This window comes from Massilia sp. 01N417 (assembly GCF_056399645.1).
The window spans coordinates 1-23,288 of sequence record NZ_JBFTRS010000037.1 but is presented as its reverse complement, the minus strand read 5'-3'; the positions used below and the strand labels follow the sequence as shown (position 1 = coordinate 23,288).

Sequence of the window (23,288 nt, the reverse complement as noted above, 5' to 3'; positions counted from 1 at the left end):
GCCCCCGCCGCTCCCGCCGCGGCAGCAGCGACCGCCGCGCCGGCAAGCGCCGCCGCTCCCGCCGCCGCACCCACGCCGCAGAAGGGCGACACCGCCTGGATGTTCGTCGCCACCCTGCTGGTGATCATGATGACGATCCCCGGCCTGGCCCTGTTCTACGGCGGCCTGGTGCGCTCGAAGAACATGCTGTCCGTGCTGATGCAGGTCTTCATGATCTTCTCCGTCATCATCGTGCTGTGGTGCCTGTACGGCTACTCGCTGGCCTTCACCGAGAACAATGCCTTCATCGGCGGTCTCGACCGCGCATTCCTGAAAGGCATCTGGGATCCGGCCAAGGCGAGCTTCTCGACCGCCGCCACCTTCAGCAAGGGCGTGGTGATCCCCGAGTTCATCTACGTCGCCTTCCAGGGCACCTTCGCCGCCATCACCTGCGGCCTGATCGTCGGCGCCTTTGCCGAGCGCGCGCGCTTCGCGGCCGTGCTGGCTTTCGTGGTGCTGTGGTTCACCTTCGGCTACCTGCCGGTGGCCCACATGGTCTGGTTCTGGACCGGTCCGGACGCCATCACCAGTGCTTCGCTGGCAGCCGAAACCGCGAAGGGCGGCTGGCTGTGGCAGAAGGGCGCCCTCGATTTCGCCGGCGGCACCGTGGTGCACATCAATGCCGCCGTCGCCGGCCTGGTCGGCGCCATCATGATCGGCAAGCGCATCGGCTACGGCCGCGAGCACATGGCCCCGCACTCGCTGACCATGACCATGATCGGCGCGTCGCTGCTGTGGGTGGGCTGGTTCGGCTTCAACGCCGGCTCGGCGCTGGAAGCGGGCGACGTCGCCGCGCTGGCCTTCGTCAACACCCTGCTGGCGACCGCTGCCGCTACCGTCTCCTGGGTGCTCGGCGAATGGTTCACCAAGGGCAAGCCGTCGATGCTGGGCGCCGCCTCGGGCGCGGTGGCCGGCCTGGTCGCCATCACCCCGGCCTGCGGCTTCGTCGGTCCGATGGGCGCGCTGGTCATCGGCCTGGTGGCGGGCGTGGTCTGCCTGTGGGGTGTGAACGGCCTGAAGCGCATGATCGGCGCCGACGACTCGCTCGACGTGTTCGGCGTGCACGGCGTGGGCGGCATCCTGGGCGCGCTGCTGACCGGCGTGTTCGCCGCGCCGCAGCTGGGCGGGCAGGGCATCTTCGACTACACCACCAACAAGATGTCGGCCGATCCGTACTCGATCGCCGGCCAGGTGCTGGTGCAGCTCGAGGCGGTCGGCACCACCATCCTGTGGTCGGCGGTGGTATCCCTGGTCGCCTATAAGCTGGTCGACATCGTGATCGGCCTGCGGGTGCCGGAAGACCAGGAACGCGAGGGCCTGGATATTACCAGCCACGGCGAATCGGCTTATCATTCCTGATCAGGCCCCGTGTCGCCAAAAGCGCCCTGCGGGGCGCTTTTTTTATTTCCGATGGGATAATTGGTCTTTAAAAAGGGTGCACGCGCCCTCATGTTGCATTTCCCACATCGCTAAGAAGCCCCAAGGACGTCACCATGGTTCCCCACCTTGCCACAGCCCTCAACGGTCCCCTGCTGGACCTGGAAAAGAAGATCCTCGAAGCCACCCCCGCCATCGAGCGCTGGTTCCGCCTCGAGTGGCAGGAGCATACGCCGCCGTTCTATTGCTCGGTGGACCTGCGCAACGCGGGCTACAAGCTGGCGCCGGTGGATACCAACCTGTTCCCGGGCGGCTTCAACAACCTGTCGACCGAGATGCTGCCGCTGACGGTGCAGGCCGCCATGGCCGCGATCGACAAGTATTGTCCGGACGCGCGCAACCTGCTCCTGATTCCGGAAAGCCATACCCGCAACCCCTTCTACCTGCAGAACGTGCAGCGCCTGATGCAGATCTTCCGCCAGACCGGCCTGCACGTGCGCCTCGGTTCGCTGTCGCCGGAAGTGACCCAGCCGACCCCGCTGGCGCTGCCCGACGGGAATATGCTGGTCGTCGAGCCCCTGGTGCGCTCGCCCAACGGCCGCCGCGTCGGCCTGGCCGATTTCGATCCCTGCACCATCCTGCTGAACAACGACTTATCGAGCGGCATCCCCAGCATCCTGGAGAACATCCACGAGCAATCGCTGCTGCCGCCGCTGCACGCCGGCTGGGCGATGCGCCGCAAGAGCAACCACTTCAAGGCCTTCGACGAAGTGGCCAAGAAGTTCGGCAAGCTGATCGACATCGACCCCTGGCTGGTGAACCCGCTGCACAGCAAGTGCGGCGAGGTGAACTTCCAGGAAGACGTGGGCATGGAATGCCTGGCCGATAATGTCTCGGCCCTGCTGTCGAAGATCAAGAAGAAGTACAAGGAATACGGGATGAAGGACCAGAAGCCCTTCGTCATCGTCAAGCCGGACGCCGGCACCTACGGCATGGGCATCATGACCGTCAAGGATGCCTCCGAGGTGAAGGACCTGAACCGCAAGCAGCGCAACAAGATGTCGGTCATCAAGGACGGCGTCACCGTCACCGACGTGCTGATCCAGGAAGGCGTGCCGACCTTCGAATCGATCAACGACGCGGTGGCCGAGCCGGTCGTGTACATGATCGACCGCTACGTGGTGGGCGGCTTCTACCGCATCCACGCCGAGCGCGGCATCGACCAGAACCTGAACGCGCCGGGTTCGCAATACGTGCCGCTGGCGTTCTCCCAGCAGCATGCGGTGCCGGACCTCAAGGCCAAGCCGGGCACGGCGGCCCCGAACCGCTTCTACGTGTACGGCGTGGTGGCGCGCCTGGCGCTGCTGGCGGCGTCGCTGGAGCTGGAACGGACCGATCCGGATCCGGAGATTTATTGATCCGTTTCCGGACCTCCGGAACGTCTTTCTTTGCCATGTAGACAAAGTGCGAGCGCAATAGCGGCAGCATTGCGCCCAGCAGTTCCGGCACCAGCCAGGGCAGGCGCGACATCATCCGGTTCAGCGGCGAGGCCAGGATCAGGGTGCGGTACAGCCGCTCGTCGGTGGGCCAGAAGCGCAGCAGTTCGACATCGCTGACCTTGCGCACGCCCGGCTTGCGCGGGCTGCCGTAGCGGACGTCGAGGATCATGGTCCAGCCGCCCGGTTTCAGGACCCGCCACATCTCCGCGGCCAGCTCGCGCCGCTGGTCTTCGTCGGGAATGGCCGAGAACACGGCCTGGGCGCTGACCAGGTCGACGCTGTTGTCCGGGAAGGCGTCCAGGCGCCCCAGGTGCCAGCGCACGCCGGGCGCCGTGTGCAGGCGGGCGTGCTCGAGGCGCTCCTGCTGCAGTCCGGTGCCGGCCAGGTGGGCGGGCGAGGCGCCCCATTCGATCAGCTGGCGCAGGAAGCCGCCGTTGCCGCAGCCGACGTCGAGCACGCGCAACGCCGACAGATCCTTTCCCACCGTGGATGCCAGCAGCCGCGCCAGCACGCGCACGCGCGCCGCCGCCTCGCTCACGATGTCCGGCCGGTGCCAGTCATGGCTCGCCGGCGCGGCGCTGTCCTGCCACTGGCGATAGAGCTGGTTGATGCGTTCCTGCCCGGCCTGGTTGCTCATCGTTTACCTCCTGGCCGCCCATCATCCGCAAGCCATCTGCGCACACGCTTGAGAGCCCGCAAATGCCACCCGAATAAATGCTTTTTTGCCAATGGGAAGTGGTCCGACGGGCAAGGCCGGCGCCGCTGGCCGGCTTTCCGCGAGAATCCGCGTTTCCGGCTAAAATCGAAGCATTGTCCCGACTGGAACCAACATGAAAATCGCTTTTCTCGCCGACCCGCTGTCCGGATTCAAGATTTACAAGGACTCGACCTTTGCGATGATGCGGGAGGCGGCGCGCCGCGGCCACCAGATCTACGCCTTCGAGCAGCGCCACATGGTGCTGGAGCAGGGCGTGGTGACGGCCGACGTGGTCGAGATCACCATGACCGGCGACCCCGACGAGTGGTACGAAGCGGGCGAGGCGGATACCGTGCGCCTGTCCGAGTTCGACGCCGTCATCCAGCGCAAGGATCCGCCCTTCGACATGGAATACGTGTACGGCACCTACCTGCTGGAGCTGGCCGAGCGCCAGGGCGCGCGCGTGTTCAACAAGCCCTCGGCGATCCGCGCCCACAACGAGAAGCTGACCATCGCCCAGTTCAGCGGGTTCACCTCGCCGACCCTGGTGTCGTCCTCGAGCACCCGCCTGCGCGCCTTCCACGCCGAGCACGGCGACGTGATCTTCAAGCCGCTCGACGGCATGGGCGGCGCCGGCATCTTCCGCGTCAAGGACGACGGCCTGAACCTCGGTTCCATCATCGAGACCCTGACCGAGAACGGCGCCCGCACCATCATGGCCCAGAAGTACATCCCGGCCATCGTCAAGGGCGACAAGCGGGTGCTGGTCATCGACGGCAAGCCGGTGCCCTTCGTGCTGGCGCGCATCCCGCAGGGCGGCGAAGTGCGCGGCAACCTGGCCGCCGGCGGCGTCGGCGTGGCCCAGCCGATCTCGGCGCGCGAGCGCGAGATCGCCGAAGCCCTCGGCCCCACACTGGCCGAGCGTGGCCTGTTGCTGGTAGGATTGGATGTGATCGGCGATTTCCTGACCGAGGTGAATGTCACCAGCCCCACCTGTTTCCAGGAGATCCATGACCAGACCGGCTTCGACGTGGCGGCGATGTTCATCGATGCCGTCGAGCGGGCAGCTGACAGGAAATGACATGGTAGGCATTCTGCTGATGACCCACGCTCCGCTGGGCCAGGCATTCATCGCGGCGGTCGCGCACGTGTTCCGCGGCCCGACCGAACGCTTCGAAGCGATCGACGTGACCGCGGACCAGGATACGAACGAGGTCAACCGCCTTGCGCACGAAGCCATCCTTCGCCTCGACGAAGGCGACGGCGTGCTGGTCATCACCGATATCAAGGGCGGTACGCCGTCCAATTGCTGTAACGCGCTGGCCGAGGCGGGCCGCGTCGAAGTCATCGCCGGCATCAGCCTGCCGATGCTGCTGCGCGCCATCACCTATCGCCGCGACACGCTCGACGTCGTTGTCGAGATGGCGCTGGCGGGTGCCCAGAACGGCGCGGTCAGGGTCGACAACCGGATCCGTGTAGGTAGCTGAATTCTTACTAAAACGAGAACATGATTCAACAGGAACTCGAGATCATCAACAAACTGGGCCTGCATGCCCGCGCCTCCGCCAAATTCACCCAACTGGCCGCGAAGTACAAGAGCGATGTCTGGCTCACCCGTAACGCGCGCCGCATCAACGCCAAGTCCATCATGGGCGTGATGATGCTGGCCGCCGGCAAGGGCGCCAAGGTGACGCTGGAAGCCGACGGCCCGGACGAACAGGATTGCATCGCCGCGCTGACGGCACTGATCAACGACAAGTTCGGCGAAGGCGAGTAATGCGGGATACCCGAGGCGGCCGCTTCCCTCCAGGAATATCGATGGCATCGTTCACACTGCACGGCATACCGGTTTCGCGCGGGATCTCGATCGGACGCGCGCACCTGCTCACGCCGGCGGCGCTGGACGTCAAGCACTACCTGGTGCCGGAAGAGCAGGTCGAGGCCGAGGTCAAGCGCCTGCAGGACGCGATCGCCGAGGTGCACCGCAACCTGCAGGAGCTGTGGACCGAACTGCCGAAGGACGCCCCGACCGAGCTGGGCGCCTTCATCGACGTCCACGTGCTGATCCTGTCGGACCCGATGATCTCCGAAGCCCCGCTCGACATCATCCGCACCCGCCACTACAACGCCGAATGGGCGCTGGTGACCCAGATCGACGAGCTGTCGGCGCAGTTCGACGAGATCGAGGACGAGTACCTCCGCGAACGCAAGCAGGACATCCAGCAGGTCGCCGAGCGCGTGCTGAAGGTCCTGATGGGCACCGCGCTGGACGTGCCGCCGGCCAAGCCGGCCGGCGAGGACGAATTCCAGCCGCAGATGATCGTGGTCGCCCACGACATCTCGCCGGCCGACATGCTGGCCTTCCGCGACCGTTCCTTCGTCGGCTTCGTCACCGACGTCGGCGGCCAGAACTCGCACACCGCGATCGTCGCGCGCAGCCTGGACATCCCGGCGGCGGTCGGCATGAGCCAGGCCTCGCGCCTGGTCGAGCAGGACGACTGGGTGATCGTCGACGGCGATGCCGGCGTCGTGATCTGCAACCCGAGCGCGCTGGTGATGGAGCAGTACCGCGGGCGCCAGGCCGCGCTGCTGAAGGCCCGCAAGCGCCTGCTGAAGCTGAAGAAGACGCCGGCGATCACGAAGGACGGCACCCCGGTCACGCTGCTGGCGAACATCGAGCTGCCGGACGACTGCGGGCCGGCGCTGGAGGCGGGCGCGGCCGGGGTCGGCCTGTTCCGCTCCGAATTCCTGTTCATGGGACGCGGCGCCCACGCCCTGCGGGTGCCGGGCGAGGACGAGCAGTTCGAGCAGTACCGCAAGGCGGTGCTGGCGATGAAGGGCCGCCCGGTCACGATCCGTACCCTCGACGTCGGCGCCGACAAGCCGCTCGACCCCAGCGAGCACACCGCGCTGAACCCGGCCCTCGGCCTGCGCGCGATCCGCTACTGCCTGGCCGAGCCGCAGCTGTTCCTGACCCAGCTGCGCGCGATCCTGCGCGCCTCCGCCTTTGGCAAGGTGCGGATCCTGATCCCGATGCTGGCGCATGCCTTCGAGATCGACCAGTCGCTCAGCATGATCGAGCAGGCCAAGCAGCAGCTGCGCGAGCAGAACATCAAGTTCGACGACGGCATCGAGGTCGGCGCCATGATCGAGATCCCGGCCGCCGCGCTGGCGCTGCCGATGTTCGTCAAGCGCATGGATTTCCTGTCGATCGGTACGAATGACCTGATCCAGTACACGCTGGCGATCGACCGCGTCGACTACGAAGTGGCGCACCTGTACAATCCGCTCCACCCGGCGGTGCTGCACCTGATCGCGATGACCATCGAGGCCGGCCGCAAGGCGGGCATCGACGTTGCCGTATGCGGCGAGATGGCGGGCGACATCAAGCTCACCCGCCTGCTGCTCGGCATGGGCCTGCGCGAATTCTCCATGCATCCGGCCCAGCTGCTGGCGGTCAAGCAGGAGATCCTGTCCAGCGACCTGGCCCTGCTGGGCCCACGCACCCGCCGCATCCTGCGCGCGATGGAACCGGCGGCGATCGCCGAGGCCGTCGAGCAGCTGCAAACCCTGTAACCAAGAAGCTCATGGGATCGATTGGAATAGTCTCACCCCAGGCGATGCACTTCGCCGAACCGCTGCGCCTGCAAAGCGGCGCCTCCATCGGCGACTACACGCTGATGTATGAAACCTACGGCACCCTGAACGCGGACAAGTCCAACGCGGTGCTGATCTGCCACGCGCTGAACGCCTCCCACCACGTGGCGGGCCACTACGCGAACGAGCCGAAGAGCGCCGGCTGGTGGGACAACATGGTGGGCCCGGGCAAGCCGGTCGACACCGACCGCTTCTTCGTCATCGGCGTCAACAACCTCGGCTCCTGCTTCGGCTCGACCGGCCCGATGCACGACAATCCGGCCACCGGCAAGCCCTATGGCGCCGCGTTCCCGCTGGTGACGGTGGAAGACTGGGTCGCGGCCCAGGCGCGCCTGGCCGACCGCCTCGGCATCGAACGGTTCGCCGCCGTGATGGGCGGTTCGCTGGGCGGCATGCAGGCGCTGGCCTGGAGCATCATGTTCCCCGAGCGCCTGCGCCACTGCATCGTGATCGCCTCGACGCCCAAGCTGTCGGCCCAGAACATCGCCTTCAACGACGTCGCCCGCACCGCCATCCTGTCCGATCCGGACTACCGCGGCGGCGATTTCTACGAACACGGCGTGGTGCCGAAGAACGGCCTGAAGGTGGCGCGCATGGTGGGCCACATCACCTACCTGTCGAACGACGACATGGCGGAGAAATTCGGCCGCAAGCTGCGCAACGCCGCCGAGACCGACGAGTACAAATTCGACTTCGGCGTCGACTTCGAGATCGAGTCCTACCTGCGCTACCAGGGCGACAAGTTCTCGGAATACTTCGACGCCAACACTTACCTGCTCATCACCAAGGCGCTCGACTACTTCGATCCCGCGCGCGAGCACGGCGGCAACCTGGCCAAGGCGCTGGCGAACACCAAGGCCAAGTACCTGATCGCGTCCTTCACCACCGACTGGCGCTTCTCGCCCGAACGCAGCCGCGAGATCGTCGAGGCCCTGCTGGCGAACCGCCGCAAGGTCAGCTACGCCGAGATCGACGCCCCGCACGGCCACGACGCCTTCCTGCTCGAGGACCCGCGCTACATGAACATCGTGCGCGCCTACTACGACCGGATCTGGGAAGAAAGCACTGCTGGGGAAGCCGCATGAAATTCGAAGACCTGAACACCCTGCGCCCCGACCTGGCCTTCATCACCCACTGGGTCCGGTCCGGCTCGCACGTACTGGACGTCGGCTGCGGCGACGGCGCCATGCTGCGCTACCTGGAGCGCGGCAAGCGCTGCACCGGCTACGGCGTCGAGATCGCCGACGACAAGGTGCTGGAGAGTACCAAGCGCGGTATCAACGTCATCCAGCACGACATGGAGCAGGGCCTGGACCTGTTCGGCGACGATACCTTCGACATGGTGCTGTGCCTGTCCTCGCTGCAGATGATGCAGCACGTCGAGGCGCGCCTGCGCGACATCGTCCGCGTCGGCAAGGAAGCCATCGTGTCCTTCCCGAACTTCGCCTACTGGCCGCACCGGATGGCGCTGCTGAAGGGCCGCATGCCGCTGTCGCGCTCCCTGCCTTACCAGTGGTTCGACACCCCCAACGTGCGCTACGCCACGATCTACGACTTCAAGGACCTGGCCGAGAAATGCGGGCTGGAAGTGCTGGAGTACGTGGCGCTGGCCGAAGGGCAGGTAGTGTCCTTCCTGCCGAACCTGCGCGGCAGCCTGGCGGTTTTCCGCCTGCGCAAGAAGGATCTGGTCGTTACCTAACAGTGTGCTTTCATATGCTTGTGTATGATGCGGCGTATTGACAGGCATCCCACATCGGAGACGACCATGACCAAGTTCAAGCAAGCAGTGGCCGTGCTGGCCCTGGCCGGCATCGTGCAGGCGGCGCCGGCCCAGGATCGTGGGCAGCAGGGCCAGGTGGTGCAGGACGGTATCGCGGTCAAGCCGCTGAAAGGCGGCGTCCTGCGCGACGTGCTGGCGCCGGAAGGCGCGATGGACCAGCAGGCCGCCCAGCAATACACGGCGCTGCTGGGCCAGGCCCAGCAGAAGGGCGTGCTGGTGCCGCCCGGCGACCCGCAGGTCAAGCGCCTGCGCGCCATCGCCGAGCGCATCATCCCGCATACCACGCGCTGGAACCAGGATGCCCAGCAGTGGAAATGGCAGGTCAACCTGCTGAAATCGGACCAGGTGAACGCCTTCTGCATGCCGGGCGGCCGGATCGCCTTCTTCACCGGCATCATCGACAAGCTCAAGCTCACGGATGACGAAATCGCCGCCGTGATGGGCCACGAGATCGCCCACGCCCTGCGCGAGCACGGGCGCGACCGCCAGGCCAAGTCGGCCACCACGGGCCTGGCCACGTCCGCGCTCGGGGCGCTGTTTTCGGCCTGGTCGGGCTACGACGTGCGCGGCCTGGCCAACACCGCGGGCCAGCTGGTCGTGCTGAAATTCTCGCGCGACGAAGAGCGCGAAGCCGACCTGGTCGGCCTGGATATCGCGGCCCGCGCCGGCTACGATCCGCGCGCCGGCATCTCCCTGTGGAACAAGATGGCGGCGCTGGACCAGAGCGGCGCGACGATCGACCTGCTGTCCACCCACCCGGGCGGCGCCAACCGCATCCAGCAGATCCAGGATCACATGAACGTGCTGCTGCCGCTGTACGCGCGCACCAAGGGCACGTCGGTCGACCGCCTGCCGCCTTACCGTTCCAACGTCGCCGTCCGCTAGGAGATCATGGCAAGGTTCGTCAGGAAGGGCCACCAGGCCGAAGCCAACGCTTATGTGCCGCTGCCGGTGCGCGACGGCGTCGCCCCCAGCTACCTGTGGATCACGGAAACCCGCCCCGGCGGCATGCTGGCCTTCCTGAACGAACGCTTCCCCGAGGTTGCCGGCCCGCCCTGGGCCGAGCGGCTGGCGCGCGGCGACGTGGCCGACGCCAGGGGCGAGCGCCTCGACGCCGACAGCCATGTGCGCCAGGGCATGCGCATCTGGTATTACCGCGAGCTCGAGGAAGAGACGCCGATTCCCTTCGACGAGACGATCCTGTTCCGGGACGAGCACCTGCTGGTGGTCGACAAGCCGCACTTCCTGCCGATGATCCCGACCGGGCGCTTCCTGCGCGAGACCCTGCTGGTGCGCCTGAAACGCAGCCTGGGGCTGCCGCACCTGACGCCGATTCACCGGCTCGACCGCGAGACGGCCGGCGTCGTGATCTTCTCGCACAATATCGAGACCCGCGGCACCTACCAGTCGATGTTCCAGAAGCGCGCGATCCGCAAGACCTACGAGGCGCTGGCGCCGATGCTGGAGGGACGGGAATTCCCCTTCACCTACCGCAGCCGCATGGTCGACGGCGAAAAATTCTTCGTGATGAAGGAAGAGGCGGGCGAACCGAATTCGGAGACCGTGGTCGAGCTGATCGAGCGCCGCGGCGCGCTGGCGCGCTACCGCCTGCATCCGCATACCGGCCGCAAGCACCAGCTGCGCCTGCACATGGCCTCGCTGGGCGTGCCGATCCTGAACGACGCCTTCTATCCGGTGGCGCTGCCCTGCAAGGGCGACGATTTCTCGGCTCCCCTGCAGCTGCTGGCGCGCAGCATCGCCTTCGAGGATCCGCTCACGGGCGCGACGCGCAGCTTCGCCAGCGAACGCATGCTGGCGTGGCCGGAGGATTACAGCGCGTAGTCGATGATCAGGGGCGCGTGGTCCGAGAAGCGCTCGTCCTTGTAGATCGAGACGGCATGGGCCTTGGCCGCGATGCCCGGGGTGGCGACGTGGTAGTCGATGCGCCAGCCCACGTTGTTCGCGTAGGCCTGGCCGCGGTTGCTCCACCAGGTGTAATCGACGGCTTCCGGCGCCACCACGCGGTGCACGTCCACCAGGCCGACTTCGTCGAAGATGCGGGTCATCCAGGCACGCTCTTCCGGCAGGAAGCCGGAATTCTTCATATTGCCCTTCCAGTTCTTGAGATCGATTTCCTTGTGCGCGATGTTCCAGTCGCCGCAGATGACGACCTCGCGGCCCTCGGCTTTCAGTTCCTGCAGGTGCGGCAGGAACACCTCCATGAAGCGGAACTTGGCTTCCTGGCGCTCGGGCGAGGACGAGCCGGACGGGCAGTAGACCGAGATCACGGTCAGGCCGCCGACGTCGCAGCGGGTGTAGCGGCCTTCATTGTCGAACTCGACGCAGCCGAAGCCGATCCTGACGGCATCCGGCTTCACGCGGCTGTAGACGCCGGTACCGGAATACCCCTTTTTCTCGGCGTAGTGGAAATGGCCGTGGTAGCCGTGCGGCGCAAGGAATTCCTCGGTCATGTCGGCTTGCTGGGCTTTCAATTCCTGCACGCAGATGAAGTCGGCGTCCTGGCCAGCGAGCCAGTTGAAGAAGCCTTTCTTGTGGGCGGAGCGGATACCGTTCAGGTTCGCGGAGATAATTCTTGGCATGGGTCAAAAAGAAAAAGACAGGCGGAAGTTCAAGGTGGAGAGTGTAACGTGTTTTGATCTGCGTCAACATACTGCCGGTGTTTGCCCGCCGGGGAGCATCTTTGTTTACTGTGCATGGATGACTACGATTGGCGCCGTAATTGTTAAGTCCGTTGTTTCAACGTGTTAAACTTTACGGTAGAGTCCGCGTTCCGCGGCCGCTTTTCATGCATGCACAGGAGCTTACGTGCTGATCAAGACCGACGATATTCTGTCCGGGAAACACGGAGAAAACAGGCATTTCGTCCGTTTCTATGACAACGACGACATGCTGCTCGACGAAGTCGCGGCTTTCGTCGACCAGGCCCTGGCCGCCAACGGCAAGGGCATCGTGATCGCCACTGCCGACCATTGCGAGGCGCTGCGGCGGCGCCTGGATGCCCGCGCGCTCGCGCAAGGCCGCGCCATGCCGCAGCCCGGCCAGCTCGCCTGGCTGGATGCGGAGGCGACGCTGGCAAGCTTCATGGTCGACGGCTGGCCGGACCGCCGGCGTTTCGACGAGGTGGTTGGCACCCTCGTGCGCGATACCTGCGTCGGCGGCGCCCACCTGCATGCCTTCGGCGAGATGGTGGCGCTGCTGTGCGCGCGCGGGGACTACGACGCCGCACTGGAACTCGAGCGCCTGTGGAACGACCTGGCGCAGCGGATCGATTTCGCGCTGTTCTGCGGCTATCCCTGGAGCCTGTTCCCGTCGAACAAGCTGGCGCACGCCTTCCAGCAGGTGTGCGCCGCACACGATCACGCCTGCGCCGACGTGGCGATGGAACTGCCGGCCGGCGGCGATGTCGATCCCAAGGTGCTCAGGCTCGAGCAGAAAGTGCGCATGCTGGAAGCCGAAGTGGAGCGCCGCAAGGATACCGAGGCCGTCCTGCGCCAGAGCGAGCGCGAGCTCATGGATTTCGTCGAGAACGCGGCCGAGGGCCTGCACCGGGTCGGCGGCGACGGCACCATCCTGTGGGCCAACCGCGCCGAACTGCAGATGCTCGGCTACCGCTGGGAAGAATACGTCGGCCACCACATCGCCGAATTCCACGTCGACGCGCCCGTCATCGGCGACATCCTGTGCCGGCTGTCGAGCGGCGACACCCTGTACGACCAGCCGGCCCGCCTGCGCTGCAAGGACGGCTCGGTCAAGCATGTGCTGATCCACTCGAACGGCCACTTCGAAGATGGCGAGCTGCGCTACACGCGCTGCTTCACGCGCGACGCCACCGAAAGGCGCGAGCGCGACCTGGCGCTGGCCCAGCGCGACCGCATGCTGCTCAACGCGCCGGTGGCCGCGGCCCTGCTGACCGGACCGGACTTCACCTTCCGCCTGGCCAACCGCAGCTATACGGAGCTGGTCGGCCGCAGCGGGCTGGAAGGGAAGACCTACCTGGAAGCCTTCCCGGAACTGCGCGACAGCGAGCCGCTGCACCTGCTGGAGCAGGTCTACCGCGGCCGACAGATGGTGCGCGCGGAAGAGATGCGGATCGTCCTGATCGATGCCAACGGCCAGCCGCGCGAACGCTTCCTCAAGTTCAGCCTCGAACCGCACGAGCTGAACGAGGACGACGAGCGCGGCGTGATCCTGGTGGCGGTGGACGTCACCGAGCACGTGCGCAGCCGCCAGCAGATCGAACGCGCCCACGCCGAGCGTGCCGAACTGCTGGCCGAGCTGACCGCCGCCAGCCAGGCCAAGGACGAGTTCCTGGCCATGCTCGGCCACGAGCTGCGCAATCCGCTCTCGCCGATCGTCACCTCGCTGCAGCTGATGCGCCTGCGCGGCGAAGAGGCCGCGCTGCGCGAGCGCGAGATCATCGAGCGCCAGGTCGGCCACCTGGTCCGCCTGGTCGACGACCTGATGGACATCTCGAAGGTCACGCGCGGCAAGATCGACCTGAAGTTCGAACGCGTCGACATCGCCCAGCCGCTGAGCAAGGCGGTCGAAATGGCCAGCCTGCTGCTGGAGAAGCGCCGCCACCGCCTCGAGGTCGACATCGAACCGGGCCTGTTCTGGGAAGGCGATCCGGTACGGCTGGCGCAGGTGGTCTCGAACCTGCTGACGAACGCGGCGCGCTACACCGAACCGGGCGGCCACGTGCGCCTGAAGGCGGCGCGCGAGGATGCGGGGGACGGCGAGCCCTGGCTGCGCATCGGCGTGGCCGACGACGGCGTCGGCATGACGCCGGAACTGCGCGCCCAGGTGTTCGACCTGTTCTTCCAGGGGAAGCGCAACATCGACCGCGCCGAGGGCGGCCTCGGCATCGGCCTGGCGCTGGTCAAGAACATCGTCGAACTCCACGGCGGCAAGGTCGAGGCGCGCAGCGAAGGGAAGGGCAAGGGCAGCGAGTTCGTGGTCCTGCTGCCGCTGCGCACGCCCGGCGCCGACGCCGCGCCCAGCCTGCCGGCGCCGGCGCCGGCGGCGGCCGCCGGGCGCAGCCGCATCATGCTGGTCGACGACAACGTCGACGGCGCCGACACCCTGGCGCGGCTGCTGGTCGCCCACGGCCACGAAGTGCGGGTCTTCCACGAGCCGATCGGGGCGCTGGCCGCGGTGCCCGGCTTCCGTCCCGACCTGGCGGTGCTCGACATCGGCCTGCCGGTACTCGACGGCTACGAGCTGGCGCGCCGCATGCGCGCGCTGCTGGACGGCCACCCCTGCCGCATGGTCGCGCTGACCGGCTACGGCCAGGAGGCCGACAAGGCCAGGAGCGGGCAGGCGGGCTTCGAACACCACCTGGTCAAGCCGGTCAATCCCGACCTGGTGGTGCGCCTGGTGAGCGCCGGCCCCGTAGGCCACGGCGTAAGCCCCGGTTAAAATACGGGTTTTATCGTACAGATCAGGGGTAAGTCGTGGACAATCTGCGCCAGCAGTTCATTGCGTTTTCCGTCGAGGCCGAAGTATTGAAGTTCGGCCAGTTCGTCACCAAGGCCGGCCGCCAGTCGCCGTATTTCTTCAACGCCGGCCTGTTCCACGACGGCGCCACGCTGGGCAAACTGGCCCAGTTCTACGCCCAGACCCTGCTCGATTCCGGCATCGAATTCGACATGCTGTTCGGCCCGGCCTACAAGGGCATCACCCTGGCCTCGGCCACCGCGGTGGCGCTGGCGGCGAAGGGCCGCGACACGGCCTTCGCCTACAACCGCAAGGAAGCCAAGGACCACGGCGAGGGCGGCACCATCGTCGGCGCCCAGCTCAAGGGCAAGGTCGTGATCATCGACGACGTGATCTCGGCCGGCACCTCGGTGCGCGAATCGGTGGCCATGATCCGCGCCGCCGGCGCCGAACCCTGCGCCGTGCTGATCGCCCTAGACCGCATGGAGCGCGGTGGCAAGGATGGCGTGCTGTCGCCGCTGTCGGCGGTGCAGGAAGTCAGCCAGAACTACGGCATTCCGGTGATCTCGATCGCCAACCTGTCCGACCTGTTCACTTACCTGTCGGCCGATCCTTCCATGGCCGAGCACAAGGATGCGGTGGCGGCTTATCGCGCGCAGTACGGCGTGACGGCATGATCCGCTGCGGCCGGGCGATGCTTGCGGCGCTGCTGTGCGCCGTGTTCGCATTCCCGGCCAGTGCCGCCGGACAGGAGTCGGCGGCGCCTTATCCCTGCGCAGGCGTGACGGCCTGGATGCAATCCCATCCGGGAGACTCGCACGCCGCCATGGCGAGACGCGATGCCGCACGCACCTTGACCGATCCCGCCCTGCGCGCTGAACTGGACGAGCGTTTCACGCGCGACCAGAACGCCCGCACGGCCTGGATGGCGAAGCCCAGGGATCTCCAGCGCAAGCGCGCGGTCCTGCTGTCGGACCAGGGCAATCTGGGCTGGCTGCGTGAGCTGGTGGCCGGTAAAGGATTCCCGACCGCGGCCCAGGTCGGCGAGGTCGGCGTGAACCGCGCCTGGCTCCTGATGCAGCACATGGACGACGATCCACAGTTCCAGGCATCGCTGCTGCCGGTGCTGGAGCAGCGCTTTGCGGACGGCGAGCTAAGTGGGGATAACCTGGCGCGCTTCACCGACCGCATCCTGAAAGCGCAAGGCAAGCCGCAGCGCTACGGCACCCAGTTCTCGCCGGAAGAGATGGGAGGCGAGCACTTCGGCCTGCCCGACGAGGCAAACCTGCGCGAGGTCGAGACTCACCGGCGCGACCTCGGCGTCATGCCGCTGGCGGACTACGCCTGCATGATGCGCGTGGCCCGCATTGGACATCCCTGAGCCGGACGGCATTCATGCCGCCGCAGCAGCAGGCGCCTGCGCCTGCGTAAAGTGCGCCACCTGGTCGGCCAGCGCCTTCTGGAAGGCCGGGCGGGCGATGCAGCGGTCGCGGTAGGCCCGCACGCGCGCGTAGCGCTCCACCATCGCCATGTCGTCCAGCAGGCGCAGCACGGTCGTCATCAGGATGTCGGCCGCGCTGAAGCTCTCCGCCAGCCATTCCCGTCCATCGAGCCAGTCGTCGAGGTCGCGCAGGCGCTTGTCCACCATCGCTTCCGCCGATGGGCGGGCGCCCGCGGCCCAGGCTTCGCCGGCGGAAAACACCACCAGGCTGACGAGGTTGCCGACATAGGGCTCGACCGAGTTCAGCGCCGCGAACATCCACGCCGTCACCCGCGCCCGCTCGTCCGCGTCGCGCGGCAGCAGGACAGGGTGCTGCTGCCCCAGGTGCAGCAGGATCGCGCCGGTCTCGAACAGGGTCAGGCCGCCGTCCTGCAGTACCGGAATCTGGCTGAAGGGCTGTTCGCGGCGGTAGGCGGGCGTGGACGCGTCCTCGAATTCGAGCACGCGCAGCGCGTAAGGCAGGCCGGCTTCCTCCAGCGCCCAGCGCACGCGCAAATCGCGCACGTAGCCGATGGCGAACGGCGGCACGCTGCGGAAAGTGGTCAGGGTGATCATTTGCTCTCCTCCTTGTCATGGGATGGGAGCAGAATACGTGAGACCATAATATGTTCAAGAACATAATTTCGGAGACACGCCATGCCCTACAGCAGCGAGCACAAGGCCCAGACCCGCGAGCGCATCGTCCACGCCGCGCGCAGGCTGTTCAACCGCCACGGCTTCGAGCAGGTATCGATCGACCGCGTGATGCTCGAGGCCGGCCTGACGCGCGGCGGCTTCTATCACCACTTCGGCAGCAAGGACGAGCTGTATGCGGAAGCGGTCGCCAGCTTCAGCAGCTGCAATCCCTTCAAGCCCGATTTCAGCAACAGCCCGCCGCCCGAGCCGGCGCAGCTGGCGCGCATGCTGATCGACGTCTACCTGAGCGACGAGGTGTTCGACAACCCCGACCACCACTGCCCGCTGTACGCGCTGCCGGGCGACGTCGCGCGCGCCGGGCTGTCGCCGCAGAAGGCCTATACGCAGCTGATCCGCAACCTGACCGCGGTGTATGCGGCGGCGCTGGCCGGGGTGCCGGATGGCGAGCAGCGGGCCCAGGCCATCGTGTCGCTGTGCGTGGGCGGGATGGTGCTGGCGCGGACGACCGACGATGCGGGCTTGCGGCGTTCGCTGCGGATGGCGGCGCGCAAGCAGGCGCTGGATTTGCTATCGCAAGCTTGAATGTGACGGCCCGGCTAGCCGGTCAAATGTCAGGCCGAGGCCATCGAGGATGACCGGCGCCTTGTCCGGGCGCACACTGCCCTGGCCGTTTTCCAGCCGTGACATCAGGTCGACAGACACCCCCACAGGCTTGCCGCGTCATCGATGCGCAGACTCCGAAATAAAAAACCGGGGACCAGCCCCGGTTTTTTACAATTGGCAAAACTTCTGAAAGATCAGCCCGCCAGCTTCTTCTTCAGCAGCTCGGTCACCTGGGCCGGATTGGCCTTGCCCTTGGACGCCTTCATGCACTGGCCGATCAGCGCGTTGATCGCCGCTTCCTTGCCGGCGCGGTACTGCTCGACCGATTTCGCATTGCTGGCCAGGACTTCGTCGACGATGGCCTCGATCGCGCCGGTGTCCGAGATCTGCTTCAGGCCTTCGCGCTCGATGATGGCATCGGCCAGATGTTCGTCGTCCGAACCTGCTTCCCACATCAGGCCGAACACCTTCTTGGCGGCGTTGTTCGAGATCGTGCCGTCGGCAATGCGCTTCAGCAGCAAAGCGAGCTGCGAGGCCTCGACCGGCGAGTCGACGATGTCGAGGTCGGCGCGGTTCAGGGCCGACGAGACGTCGCCCATCATCCAGTTGGCGGCGGCCTTGGCGTTCTCCTTGCCGGCCTTGGCCACCACGGCTTCGTAATAGCTCGCCATGCCCTGCGAGGAGGTCAGGATCAGCGCATCGTACTCGGGCAGGCCGTAGTCCTTGATGAAGCGGTCGCGCATCGCGCCCGGCAGTTCCGGCATGTCGGCCTTCACGCGCTCGATCCAGTCCTGCGCGATCACCAGCGGCGGCAGGTCCGGGTCCGGGAAGTAGCGGTAGTCCTGCGCGTCTTCCTTGCTGCGCATCTGGCGGGTTTCCTTCTTGTCCGGGTCCCACAGGCGGGTCGCCTGCACGACCTGGCCGCCGTCTTCGATCAGTTCGATCTGGCGCCGCACTTCGTAGTGGATCGCCTCTTCCATGAAGCGGAAGGAGTTCAGGTTCTTGATCTCGCAGCGGGTGCCGAATTCCTTCTGGCCGACCGGGCGCACCGAGACGTTGACGTCGCAGCGGAAGGAGCCTTCCTGCATATTGCCGTCGCAGACGCCCAGCCACATCACCAGCGAGTGCAGGGCCTTGGCGTAGGCGACCGCCTCGTTCGCGCTGCGCATTTCCGGCTCGGAGACGATCTCCAGCAGCGGCGTGCCGGCGCGGTTCAGGTCGATGCCGCTCATGCCGGCATAGTCCTCGTGCAGCGACTTGCCGGCGTCTTCCTCGAGGTGGGCCCGGGTCAGGTTGACGGTCTTGGTGACCATCTTGCCGTCCTTCTCGTAGGCGAAGCTGACGGTGCCGCCCTGGACCACCGGGTCCTCGAACTGGCTGATCTGGTAGCCCTTCGGCAGGTCGGGGTAGAAGTAGTTCTTGCGCGCGAAGACGGAGCGCGGGGCGATTTTCGCGCCGACCGCCAGGCCGAAGCGGATCGCGCGCTCGACGGCGCCGCGGTTCAGTACCGGCAGCACGCCCGGCAGCGCCAGGTCGACCGGGCTGGCCTGGGTGTTGGCCTCGGCGCCGAACTGGATCGAGCTGCCGCTGAAGATTTTCGAATTGGTCGTGAGCTGGACGTGGTTCTCAAGACCGATGACGACTTCCCATTGCATAGTGTTCTCTCTTGTTTGTCTCAGTGCCGGGTTCCGCGTGGGCTCGGGGAGCCCACCCTACGGCATCGATAACGTAGGGTGGGCACGCCGTGCCCACGGCCTTTAGATGCCTTCCGGTGCTCGCTGGTGCCAGTCGGTCGCCTGTTGATATTGGTGCGCGATGTTCAGCAGCTTGGCTTCGCTGAAGTAGTTGCCGATGATTTGCAGGCCGACCGGACGCTTGGCGTTTTTCTCGCCCTGGCCGAAACCGACCGGGATCGACATGCCGGGCAGGCCGGCCAGGCTGGTCGACAGCGTGAAGATGTCGGCCAGGTAGTTGGCGACCGGGTCGTTGGATTTCGAACCCAGGTCCCAGGCCACGGTCGGGGCCACCGGGCCCATGATGACGTCGCACTTGTCCTTGAAGGCGGCCTGGAAGTCGTCCGCGATCAGGCGGCGGATCTTCTGCGCCTGCACGTAGTAGGCGTCGTAGTAGCCGTGGCACAGCACGTAGGTGCCGACCATGATGCGGCGCTGGACTTCCTTGCCGAAGCCTTCCGCGCGCGTCTTCTTGTACATGTCCTGCAGGTCGGTGTACGCCGGCGTGCGGTAGCCGTAGCGGACGCCGTCGAAGCGCGACAGGTTGCTCGAGGCTTCCGCCGGCGCGATGATGTAGTAGACCGGGATCGACAGCGAGGTCTTCGGCAGCGAGATCTCGACCAGGGTCGCGCCCAGTTTCACGAATTCGTCGAGTGCGGCGCGAACGCTGCTCTCGACGTCCGCGGCGAGGCCTTCGCCGAAGTATTCCTTCGGCACGCCGATGCGCAGGCCGGTCAGCGGCTGGTTCAGGTCGCGGGTGAAGTCTTCGCGCGCATTGCCCTGCTCGGGCGTGAGGCTGGTCGAGTCGCGCTCGTCGAAGCCGACCATCTCGTTCAGCAGCAGGGCGCAGTCCTCGGCGGTGCGCGCCATCGGGCCGCCCTGGTCGAGCGAGGAGGCGAAGGCGATCATGCCGAAGCGCGACACGCGGCCATAGGTCGGCTTGATGCCGGTGATGCCGCAGAAGGCGGCCGGCTGGCGGATCGAGCCGCCGGTGTCGGTGCCGGTCGCGGCCGGCGCCAGGCGCGCGGCGATCGCGGCGGCCGAACCGCCCGACGAGCCGCCCGGCACGGCCAGCGTATCCCAGGGATTCTGCACCGCGCCGAAGGCCGAGTTCTCGTTGGCCGAGCCCATCGCGAATTCGTCGCAGTTCAGCTTGCCCAAGGTGACCATGCCGGCGTCGCCGAACTTCGTGACCACGGTCGCGTCGAAGGGGCTGACGTAGTTGCCCAGCATTTTCGAGGCGGCGGTCGAGCGCCAGCCCTTGGTGACGAAAATGTCCTTGTGCGCGATCGGAATGCCGGTCAGCGGGCCGGCCGAGCCTTCCGCGAAGCGCGCGTCGGCAGCCTGGGCCTGGGCCAGGGACAGATCGGCGTCGACGTGCAGGAAGGCATTGTGCTTGCTCGCGGCGATGCGCTCGAGGTAGTGCCGGGTCAGCTCGGTGGACGAGACCTGTTTCGAATGCAGGAGCTTGGACAGCTCCGAGAGAGTCTTGTTATGCATGATTCTTTGATCCCAGCTTGGTTTATTCGATCACTTTCGGCACCAGGTACAGGCCGTCCTGGGTCTTCGGTGCCGGCGCCTGGTAATCGGCACGGCGGTCTTCTTCGGTCACCACGTCGTCGCGCAGGCGCAGCGGCAGCGCAAGGATGGCGGACAGCGGCTGGGCCAGCGGCTCGACGCCGGTGGTATCGACGGCCTGCATCTGCTCGGCCAGGGCGAAGATGCCGTTCAGTTCATTCAGGGCGACCTCTGCATGAGCGTCGTCCATATCGAGCTGGGCCAGGTTGGCGATCCGTTTTACGTCTGAAAGAGTCAGGGACATGGCTTAAGGCGCGGCTCGGCGCCGCGTTGAAAGATGGTTGTGCGAATAATGAAATTTGGTCAACGGCTTGCTAAAGCTGATAAAAGCTTTCTAATACCGCCGATCTCGCAGGCTGATATAGGCGTGAATCCACCCGTTTTTCAGCGTTTAAACGGCAAATTATAAGGTAGAATGGCGGGCTAATGCGTTCTCCGGCGCCGAAAGCAGGCGGCCCGCGCATGAAAGCCCGCGGTGCGGATTCATCAATCGCGGCGAGGATACCCCGATTAATGTTTGGGATCCCGACAAGAGCGCCGTGCGCTTCTGGGTCGGGGTCCGCTTTAGGCGCACTTGGATGCGCATCAGGACACACATGTTTGGTTTTGTTACGCAGTTATTTTCGAACGATCTGGCGATCGACCTGGGTACCGCGAATACCCTGATCTACGTCCGCGGCCAGGGCATCGTCCTGGATGAGCCGTCGGTCGTCGCGATTCGCCAGGAAGGTGGCCCGAACGGCAAGAAGACGATCCAGGCGGTCGGCAAGGAAGCGAAACAGATGCTGGGCAAGGTTCCCGGCAATATCGAAGCGATCCGTCCGATGAAGGATGGCGTGATCGCCGACTTCACCGTCACCGAACAGATGCTCAAGCAGTTCATCCGCATGGTGCACGACTCCAAGTTCCTGCGCCCGTCGCCGCGCATCATCATCTGCGTGCCCTGCGGTTCGACCCAGGTCGAGCGCCGCGCGATCCGCGAATCGGCACTGGGCGCCGGCGCCCGCCAGGTCTACCTGATCGAAGAGCCGATGGCGGCCGCGATCGGTGCCGGCCTGCCGGTGTCCGAGGCGACCGGTTCGATGGTGGTCGACATCGGCGGCGGCACCACCGAGGTCGGCATCATCTCGCTGGGCGGCATGGTCTATAAGGGTTCGGTGCGCGTGGGCGGCGACAAGTTCGACGAAGCGATCGTCAACTACATCCGCCGCAACTACGGCATGCTGATCGGCGAACAGACCGCCGAGTCGATCAAGAAGGCCATCGGTTCGGCCTTCCCGGGCTCCGAAGTCAAGGAAATGGAAGTCAAGGGCCGCAACCTGTCGGAAGGCATCCCGCGTTCGTTCACGATCTCGTCCAACGAGATCCTGGAAGCCCTGACCGATCCGCTGAACAACATCGTCTCCGCCGTCAAGAACGCGCTCGAGATGGCGCCGCCCGAGCTGGGCGCCGACATCGCCGAGAAAGGCATGATGCTGACCGGCGGCGGCGCGCTGCTGCGCGACCTCGACCGCCTGCTGATGGAAGAAACCGGCCTGCCGGTGCTGGTCGCGGAAGATCCGCTGACCTGCGTGGTGCGCGGTTCGGGCATGGCGCTCGAGCGCATGGACAAGCTGGGCTCGATCTTCTCCTACGAATGATCGCCTTGTAAGGACGTGGCCTGACAGGACGCGCGATTCCGTGCGTCCTGTCTGCGTTTTTGCGTCATATTAGTGTGTCTTCACGTCGGCGCCCGGCGGCATCCCGCGGGCGCCCTCATTATTGGAAGTCATGGAATACAGTCCTCCGCCGCTCTTCAAGCAAGGCGCTCCCGCCAGGGTCAAGGTGACGGTGTTCGCTCTTCTCTCGGTCGCACTGCTTGTCGTCGACGCGCGGTTTCATGCGCTCACCGCCGTGCGCCAGGTGGCGGCCACGGTCCTTTATCCTTTCCAGATGGCTGCCCTGATGCCGCGCGATGCGCTGAGCAATATGGGCAGTTATTTCTCCTCGATCTCCGCCTTGCAGAAGGAAGTGCGCGACCTGAAGAGCCAGCAGGTGGCGATGGCCCAGGCCATGCAGCAGGCCCAGCTCCAGACGGCCGAGAACGGCCACCTGCGCCGCCTGCTGGACGCGCGCGAACACCTGCCGGTGCGCACGATGATGAGCGAGATCCTGTACGACGCGCGCGACCCGGCGACCCGCCGCGTGGTGCTCGACCGCGGCTCGCGCAACGGCGTCAAGCTCGGCCTGCCCGTGATCGATAACGCCGGCGTGGTCGGCCAGGTCACGCGCGTGTTCCCCTTCAGCTCCGAAGTCACGCTGCTGACCGACAAGGAGCAGGCGATTCCGGTGCAGGTGCTGAGGAACGGCCTGCGCAGCGTCGCCTACGGCCGCGGCCAGTCCGGCATGCTGGACCTGCGCTTCGTGGCGCCGAATGCCGACATCCAGGTCGGTGACGTGCTGGTCACCTCGGGCCTGGACGGCATGTATCCGGCCGGCCTGGCGGTGGCCAAGGTCAGCCAGGTGGAGAGCGTGGCCCAGGGCGCCTTCGGGCGCGTGGTGTGCCAGCCGCTGGCCGGCATCGACCGTCACCGCCAGCTCCTGATCGTGATGTCCGACGAGCCCGCGCAGCCGCGCCCGCCCGCGGAAGCGCCGAAAGCCAACGGCAACGGCTCCTCGCGCCGCAACCTGCCGAAGATGGAGCCGATCCCGCTGCCGCCGCTGCGGCCGCGGGATCGGCTCCATCTTCGGC

Annotated in this window: 21 protein-coding genes and 1 pseudogene; 16 read left to right on the top strand and 6 right to left on the bottom strand. The window is 66.2% G+C overall.

What is annotated here, in order from left to right:
- Both AC1DOQ_RS26200 and gshA read left to right on the top strand, forming a co-directional pair.
- On the top strand, window positions 1–1,398 hold a 1,398-nt coding region (locus AC1DOQ_RS26200; RefSeq protein ID WP_477371109.1), incomplete at its 5' end, for an ammonium transporter.
- 134 nt (window positions 1,399–1,532) lie between these two features.
- A complete protein-coding gene (gene gshA / locus AC1DOQ_RS26195; protein ID WP_477371106.1) occupies window positions 1,533–2,834 on the top strand; it encodes a glutamate--cysteine ligase in 1,302 nt (433 codons plus the stop codon).
- A gap of 235 nt (window positions 2,835–3,069) precedes the next feature.
- On the opposite strand, the pseudogene AC1DOQ_RS26190 reads toward gshA, so the two are convergent.
- Window positions 3,070–3,552, bottom strand: a pseudogene (locus AC1DOQ_RS26190) (class I SAM-dependent methyltransferase); the annotation flags it as partial.
- A 193-nt stretch (window positions 3,553–3,745) separates the two neighbouring features.
- Between AC1DOQ_RS26190 and gshB the strand changes: the two are divergent.
- From gshB to AC1DOQ_RS26150, 8 genes are all read left to right on the top strand, one after another.
- The gene (gene gshB / locus AC1DOQ_RS26185) at window positions 3,746–4,693 is read left to right on the top strand and encodes a glutathione synthase (protein ID WP_477371103.1); all 948 of its coding nucleotides are present in this window, start codon (window positions 3,746–3,748) and stop codon (window positions 4,691–4,693) included.
- Between the two features lies 1 nt (window position 4,694).
- On the top strand, window positions 4,695–5,099 hold the full coding sequence (locus AC1DOQ_RS26180; RefSeq protein ID WP_477371101.1) for a PTS sugar transporter subunit IIA: 405 nt from the start codon (window positions 4,695–4,697) through the stop codon (window positions 5,097–5,099).
- A 20-nt stretch (window positions 5,100–5,119) separates the two neighbouring features.
- Window positions 5,120–5,389 (top strand): HPr family phosphocarrier protein, encoded by a 270-nt coding sequence (locus AC1DOQ_RS26175; protein ID WP_442124726.1) that lies wholly within the window; start codon window positions 5,120–5,122, stop codon window positions 5,387–5,389.
- Window positions 5,390–5,430: 41 nt separating this feature from the next.
- Window positions 5,431–7,188 carry a phosphoenolpyruvate--protein phosphotransferase gene (gene ptsP / locus AC1DOQ_RS26170; RefSeq protein ID WP_477371098.1) on the top strand — a complete coding sequence of 586 codons (1,758 nt, stop codon included), beginning with the start codon at window positions 5,431–5,433 and terminating at the stop codon, window positions 7,186–7,188.
- An 11-nt stretch (window positions 7,189–7,199) separates the two neighbouring features.
- The gene (gene metX / locus AC1DOQ_RS26165) at window positions 7,200–8,354 is read left to right on the top strand and encodes a homoserine O-succinyltransferase MetX (RefSeq protein ID WP_477371095.1); all 1,155 of its coding nucleotides are present in this window, start codon (window positions 7,200–7,202) and stop codon (window positions 8,352–8,354) included.
- On the top strand, window positions 8,351–8,968 hold the full coding sequence (gene metW / locus AC1DOQ_RS26160) for a methionine biosynthesis protein MetW (protein WP_477371092.1): 618 nt from the start codon (window positions 8,351–8,353) through the stop codon (window positions 8,966–8,968). Before metX ends, metW begins: the two co-directional genes overlap by 4 nt.
- Before the next feature lie 66 nt (window positions 8,969–9,034).
- The gene (locus AC1DOQ_RS26155) at window positions 9,035–9,934 is read left to right on the top strand and encodes a M48 family metallopeptidase (RefSeq protein ID WP_477371090.1); all 900 of its coding nucleotides are present in this window, start codon (window positions 9,035–9,037) and stop codon (window positions 9,932–9,934) included.
- A 6-nt stretch (window positions 9,935–9,940) separates the two neighbouring features.
- The gene (locus tag AC1DOQ_RS26150; protein WP_477371087.1) at window positions 9,941–10,891 is read left to right on the top strand and encodes an RluA family pseudouridine synthase; all 951 of its coding nucleotides are present in this window, start codon (window positions 9,941–9,943) and stop codon (window positions 10,889–10,891) included.
- On the opposite strand, the gene AC1DOQ_RS26145 is transcribed toward AC1DOQ_RS26150, so the two are convergent.
- Window positions 10,879–11,649 carry an exodeoxyribonuclease III gene (locus AC1DOQ_RS26145; RefSeq protein WP_477371084.1) on the bottom strand — a complete coding sequence of 257 codons (771 nt, stop codon included), beginning with the start codon at window positions 11,647–11,649 and terminating at the stop codon, window positions 10,879–10,881. The two genes, AC1DOQ_RS26150 and AC1DOQ_RS26145, sit on opposite strands and share 13 nt — an antisense overlap.
- 226 nt (window positions 11,650–11,875) lie before the next feature.
- Here AC1DOQ_RS26145 and AC1DOQ_RS26140 point away from each other — a divergent pair, with 226 nt between their 5' ends.
- Genes AC1DOQ_RS26140 through AC1DOQ_RS26130 form a run of 3 tightly spaced genes read left to right on the top strand, consistent with a single transcriptional unit; the run spans window position 11,876 to window position 15,887 of the window.
- Window positions 11,876–14,488, top strand: coding sequence for an ATP-binding protein (locus AC1DOQ_RS26140; protein WP_477371081.1), 2,613 nt, complete (start codon window positions 11,876–11,878; stop codon window positions 14,486–14,488).
- 35 nt (window positions 14,489–14,523) lie between these two features.
- Complete coding sequence (gene pyrE / locus AC1DOQ_RS26135) at window positions 14,524–15,183, top strand: orotate phosphoribosyltransferase (RefSeq protein WP_477371078.1); 660 nt, start codon at window positions 14,524–14,526, stop codon at window positions 15,181–15,183.
- Window positions 15,180–15,887, top strand: coding sequence for a DUF6624 domain-containing protein (locus AC1DOQ_RS26130; RefSeq protein ID WP_477371075.1), 708 nt, complete (start codon window positions 15,180–15,182; stop codon window positions 15,885–15,887). The genes pyrE and AC1DOQ_RS26130 overlap by 4 nt, the downstream gene beginning before the upstream one ends.
- A 12-nt stretch (window positions 15,888–15,899) precedes the next feature.
- Here AC1DOQ_RS26130 and AC1DOQ_RS26125 read toward each other — a convergent pair whose 3' ends face one another.
- A complete protein-coding gene (locus tag AC1DOQ_RS26125) occupies window positions 15,900–16,562 on the bottom strand; it encodes a glutathione S-transferase family protein (RefSeq protein WP_477371072.1) in 663 nt (220 codons plus the stop codon).
- An 81-nt stretch (window positions 16,563–16,643) separates the two neighbouring features.
- Here AC1DOQ_RS26125 and AC1DOQ_RS26120 point away from each other — a divergent pair, with 81 nt between their 5' ends.
- Entirely contained in the window at window positions 16,644–17,225 is a 582-nt protein-coding gene (locus AC1DOQ_RS26120) for a TetR/AcrR family transcriptional regulator (protein ID WP_477371069.1), read from the top strand.
- Between the two features lie 215 nt (window positions 17,226–17,440).
- Here AC1DOQ_RS26120 and gatB read toward each other — a convergent pair whose 3' ends face one another.
- The 3 genes from gatB to gatC form a co-directional block, all read right to left on the bottom strand.
- Complete coding sequence (gene gatB / locus AC1DOQ_RS26115) at window positions 17,441–18,901, bottom strand: Asp-tRNA(Asn)/Glu-tRNA(Gln) amidotransferase subunit GatB (protein ID WP_477371066.1); 1,461 nt, start codon at window positions 18,899–18,901, stop codon at window positions 17,441–17,443.
- Between the two features lie 102 nt (window positions 18,902–19,003).
- Window positions 19,004–20,479 carry an Asp-tRNA(Asn)/Glu-tRNA(Gln) amidotransferase subunit GatA gene (gene gatA, locus AC1DOQ_RS26110; RefSeq protein ID WP_477371063.1) on the bottom strand — a complete coding sequence of 492 codons (1,476 nt, stop codon included), beginning with the start codon at window positions 20,477–20,479 and terminating at the stop codon, window positions 19,004–19,006.
- 22 nt (window positions 20,480–20,501) lie between these two features.
- The gene (gene gatC / locus AC1DOQ_RS26105; protein WP_477371060.1) at window positions 20,502–20,801 is read right to left on the bottom strand and encodes an Asp-tRNA(Asn)/Glu-tRNA(Gln) amidotransferase subunit GatC; all 300 of its coding nucleotides are present in this window, start codon (window positions 20,799–20,801) and stop codon (window positions 20,502–20,504) included.
- 352 nt (window positions 20,802–21,153) lie between these two features.
- Here gatC and AC1DOQ_RS26100 point away from each other — a divergent pair, with 352 nt between their 5' ends.
- The gene (locus AC1DOQ_RS26100; protein WP_047827025.1) at window positions 21,154–22,197 is read left to right on the top strand and encodes a rod shape-determining protein; all 1,044 of its coding nucleotides are present in this window, start codon (window positions 21,154–21,156) and stop codon (window positions 22,195–22,197) included.
- A gap of 130 nt (window positions 22,198–22,327) precedes the next feature.
- Window positions 22,328–23,288 (top strand): rod shape-determining protein MreC (mreC, locus tag AC1DOQ_RS26095; protein ID WP_477371057.1); only part of this gene is annotated, 961 nt, incomplete at its 3' end.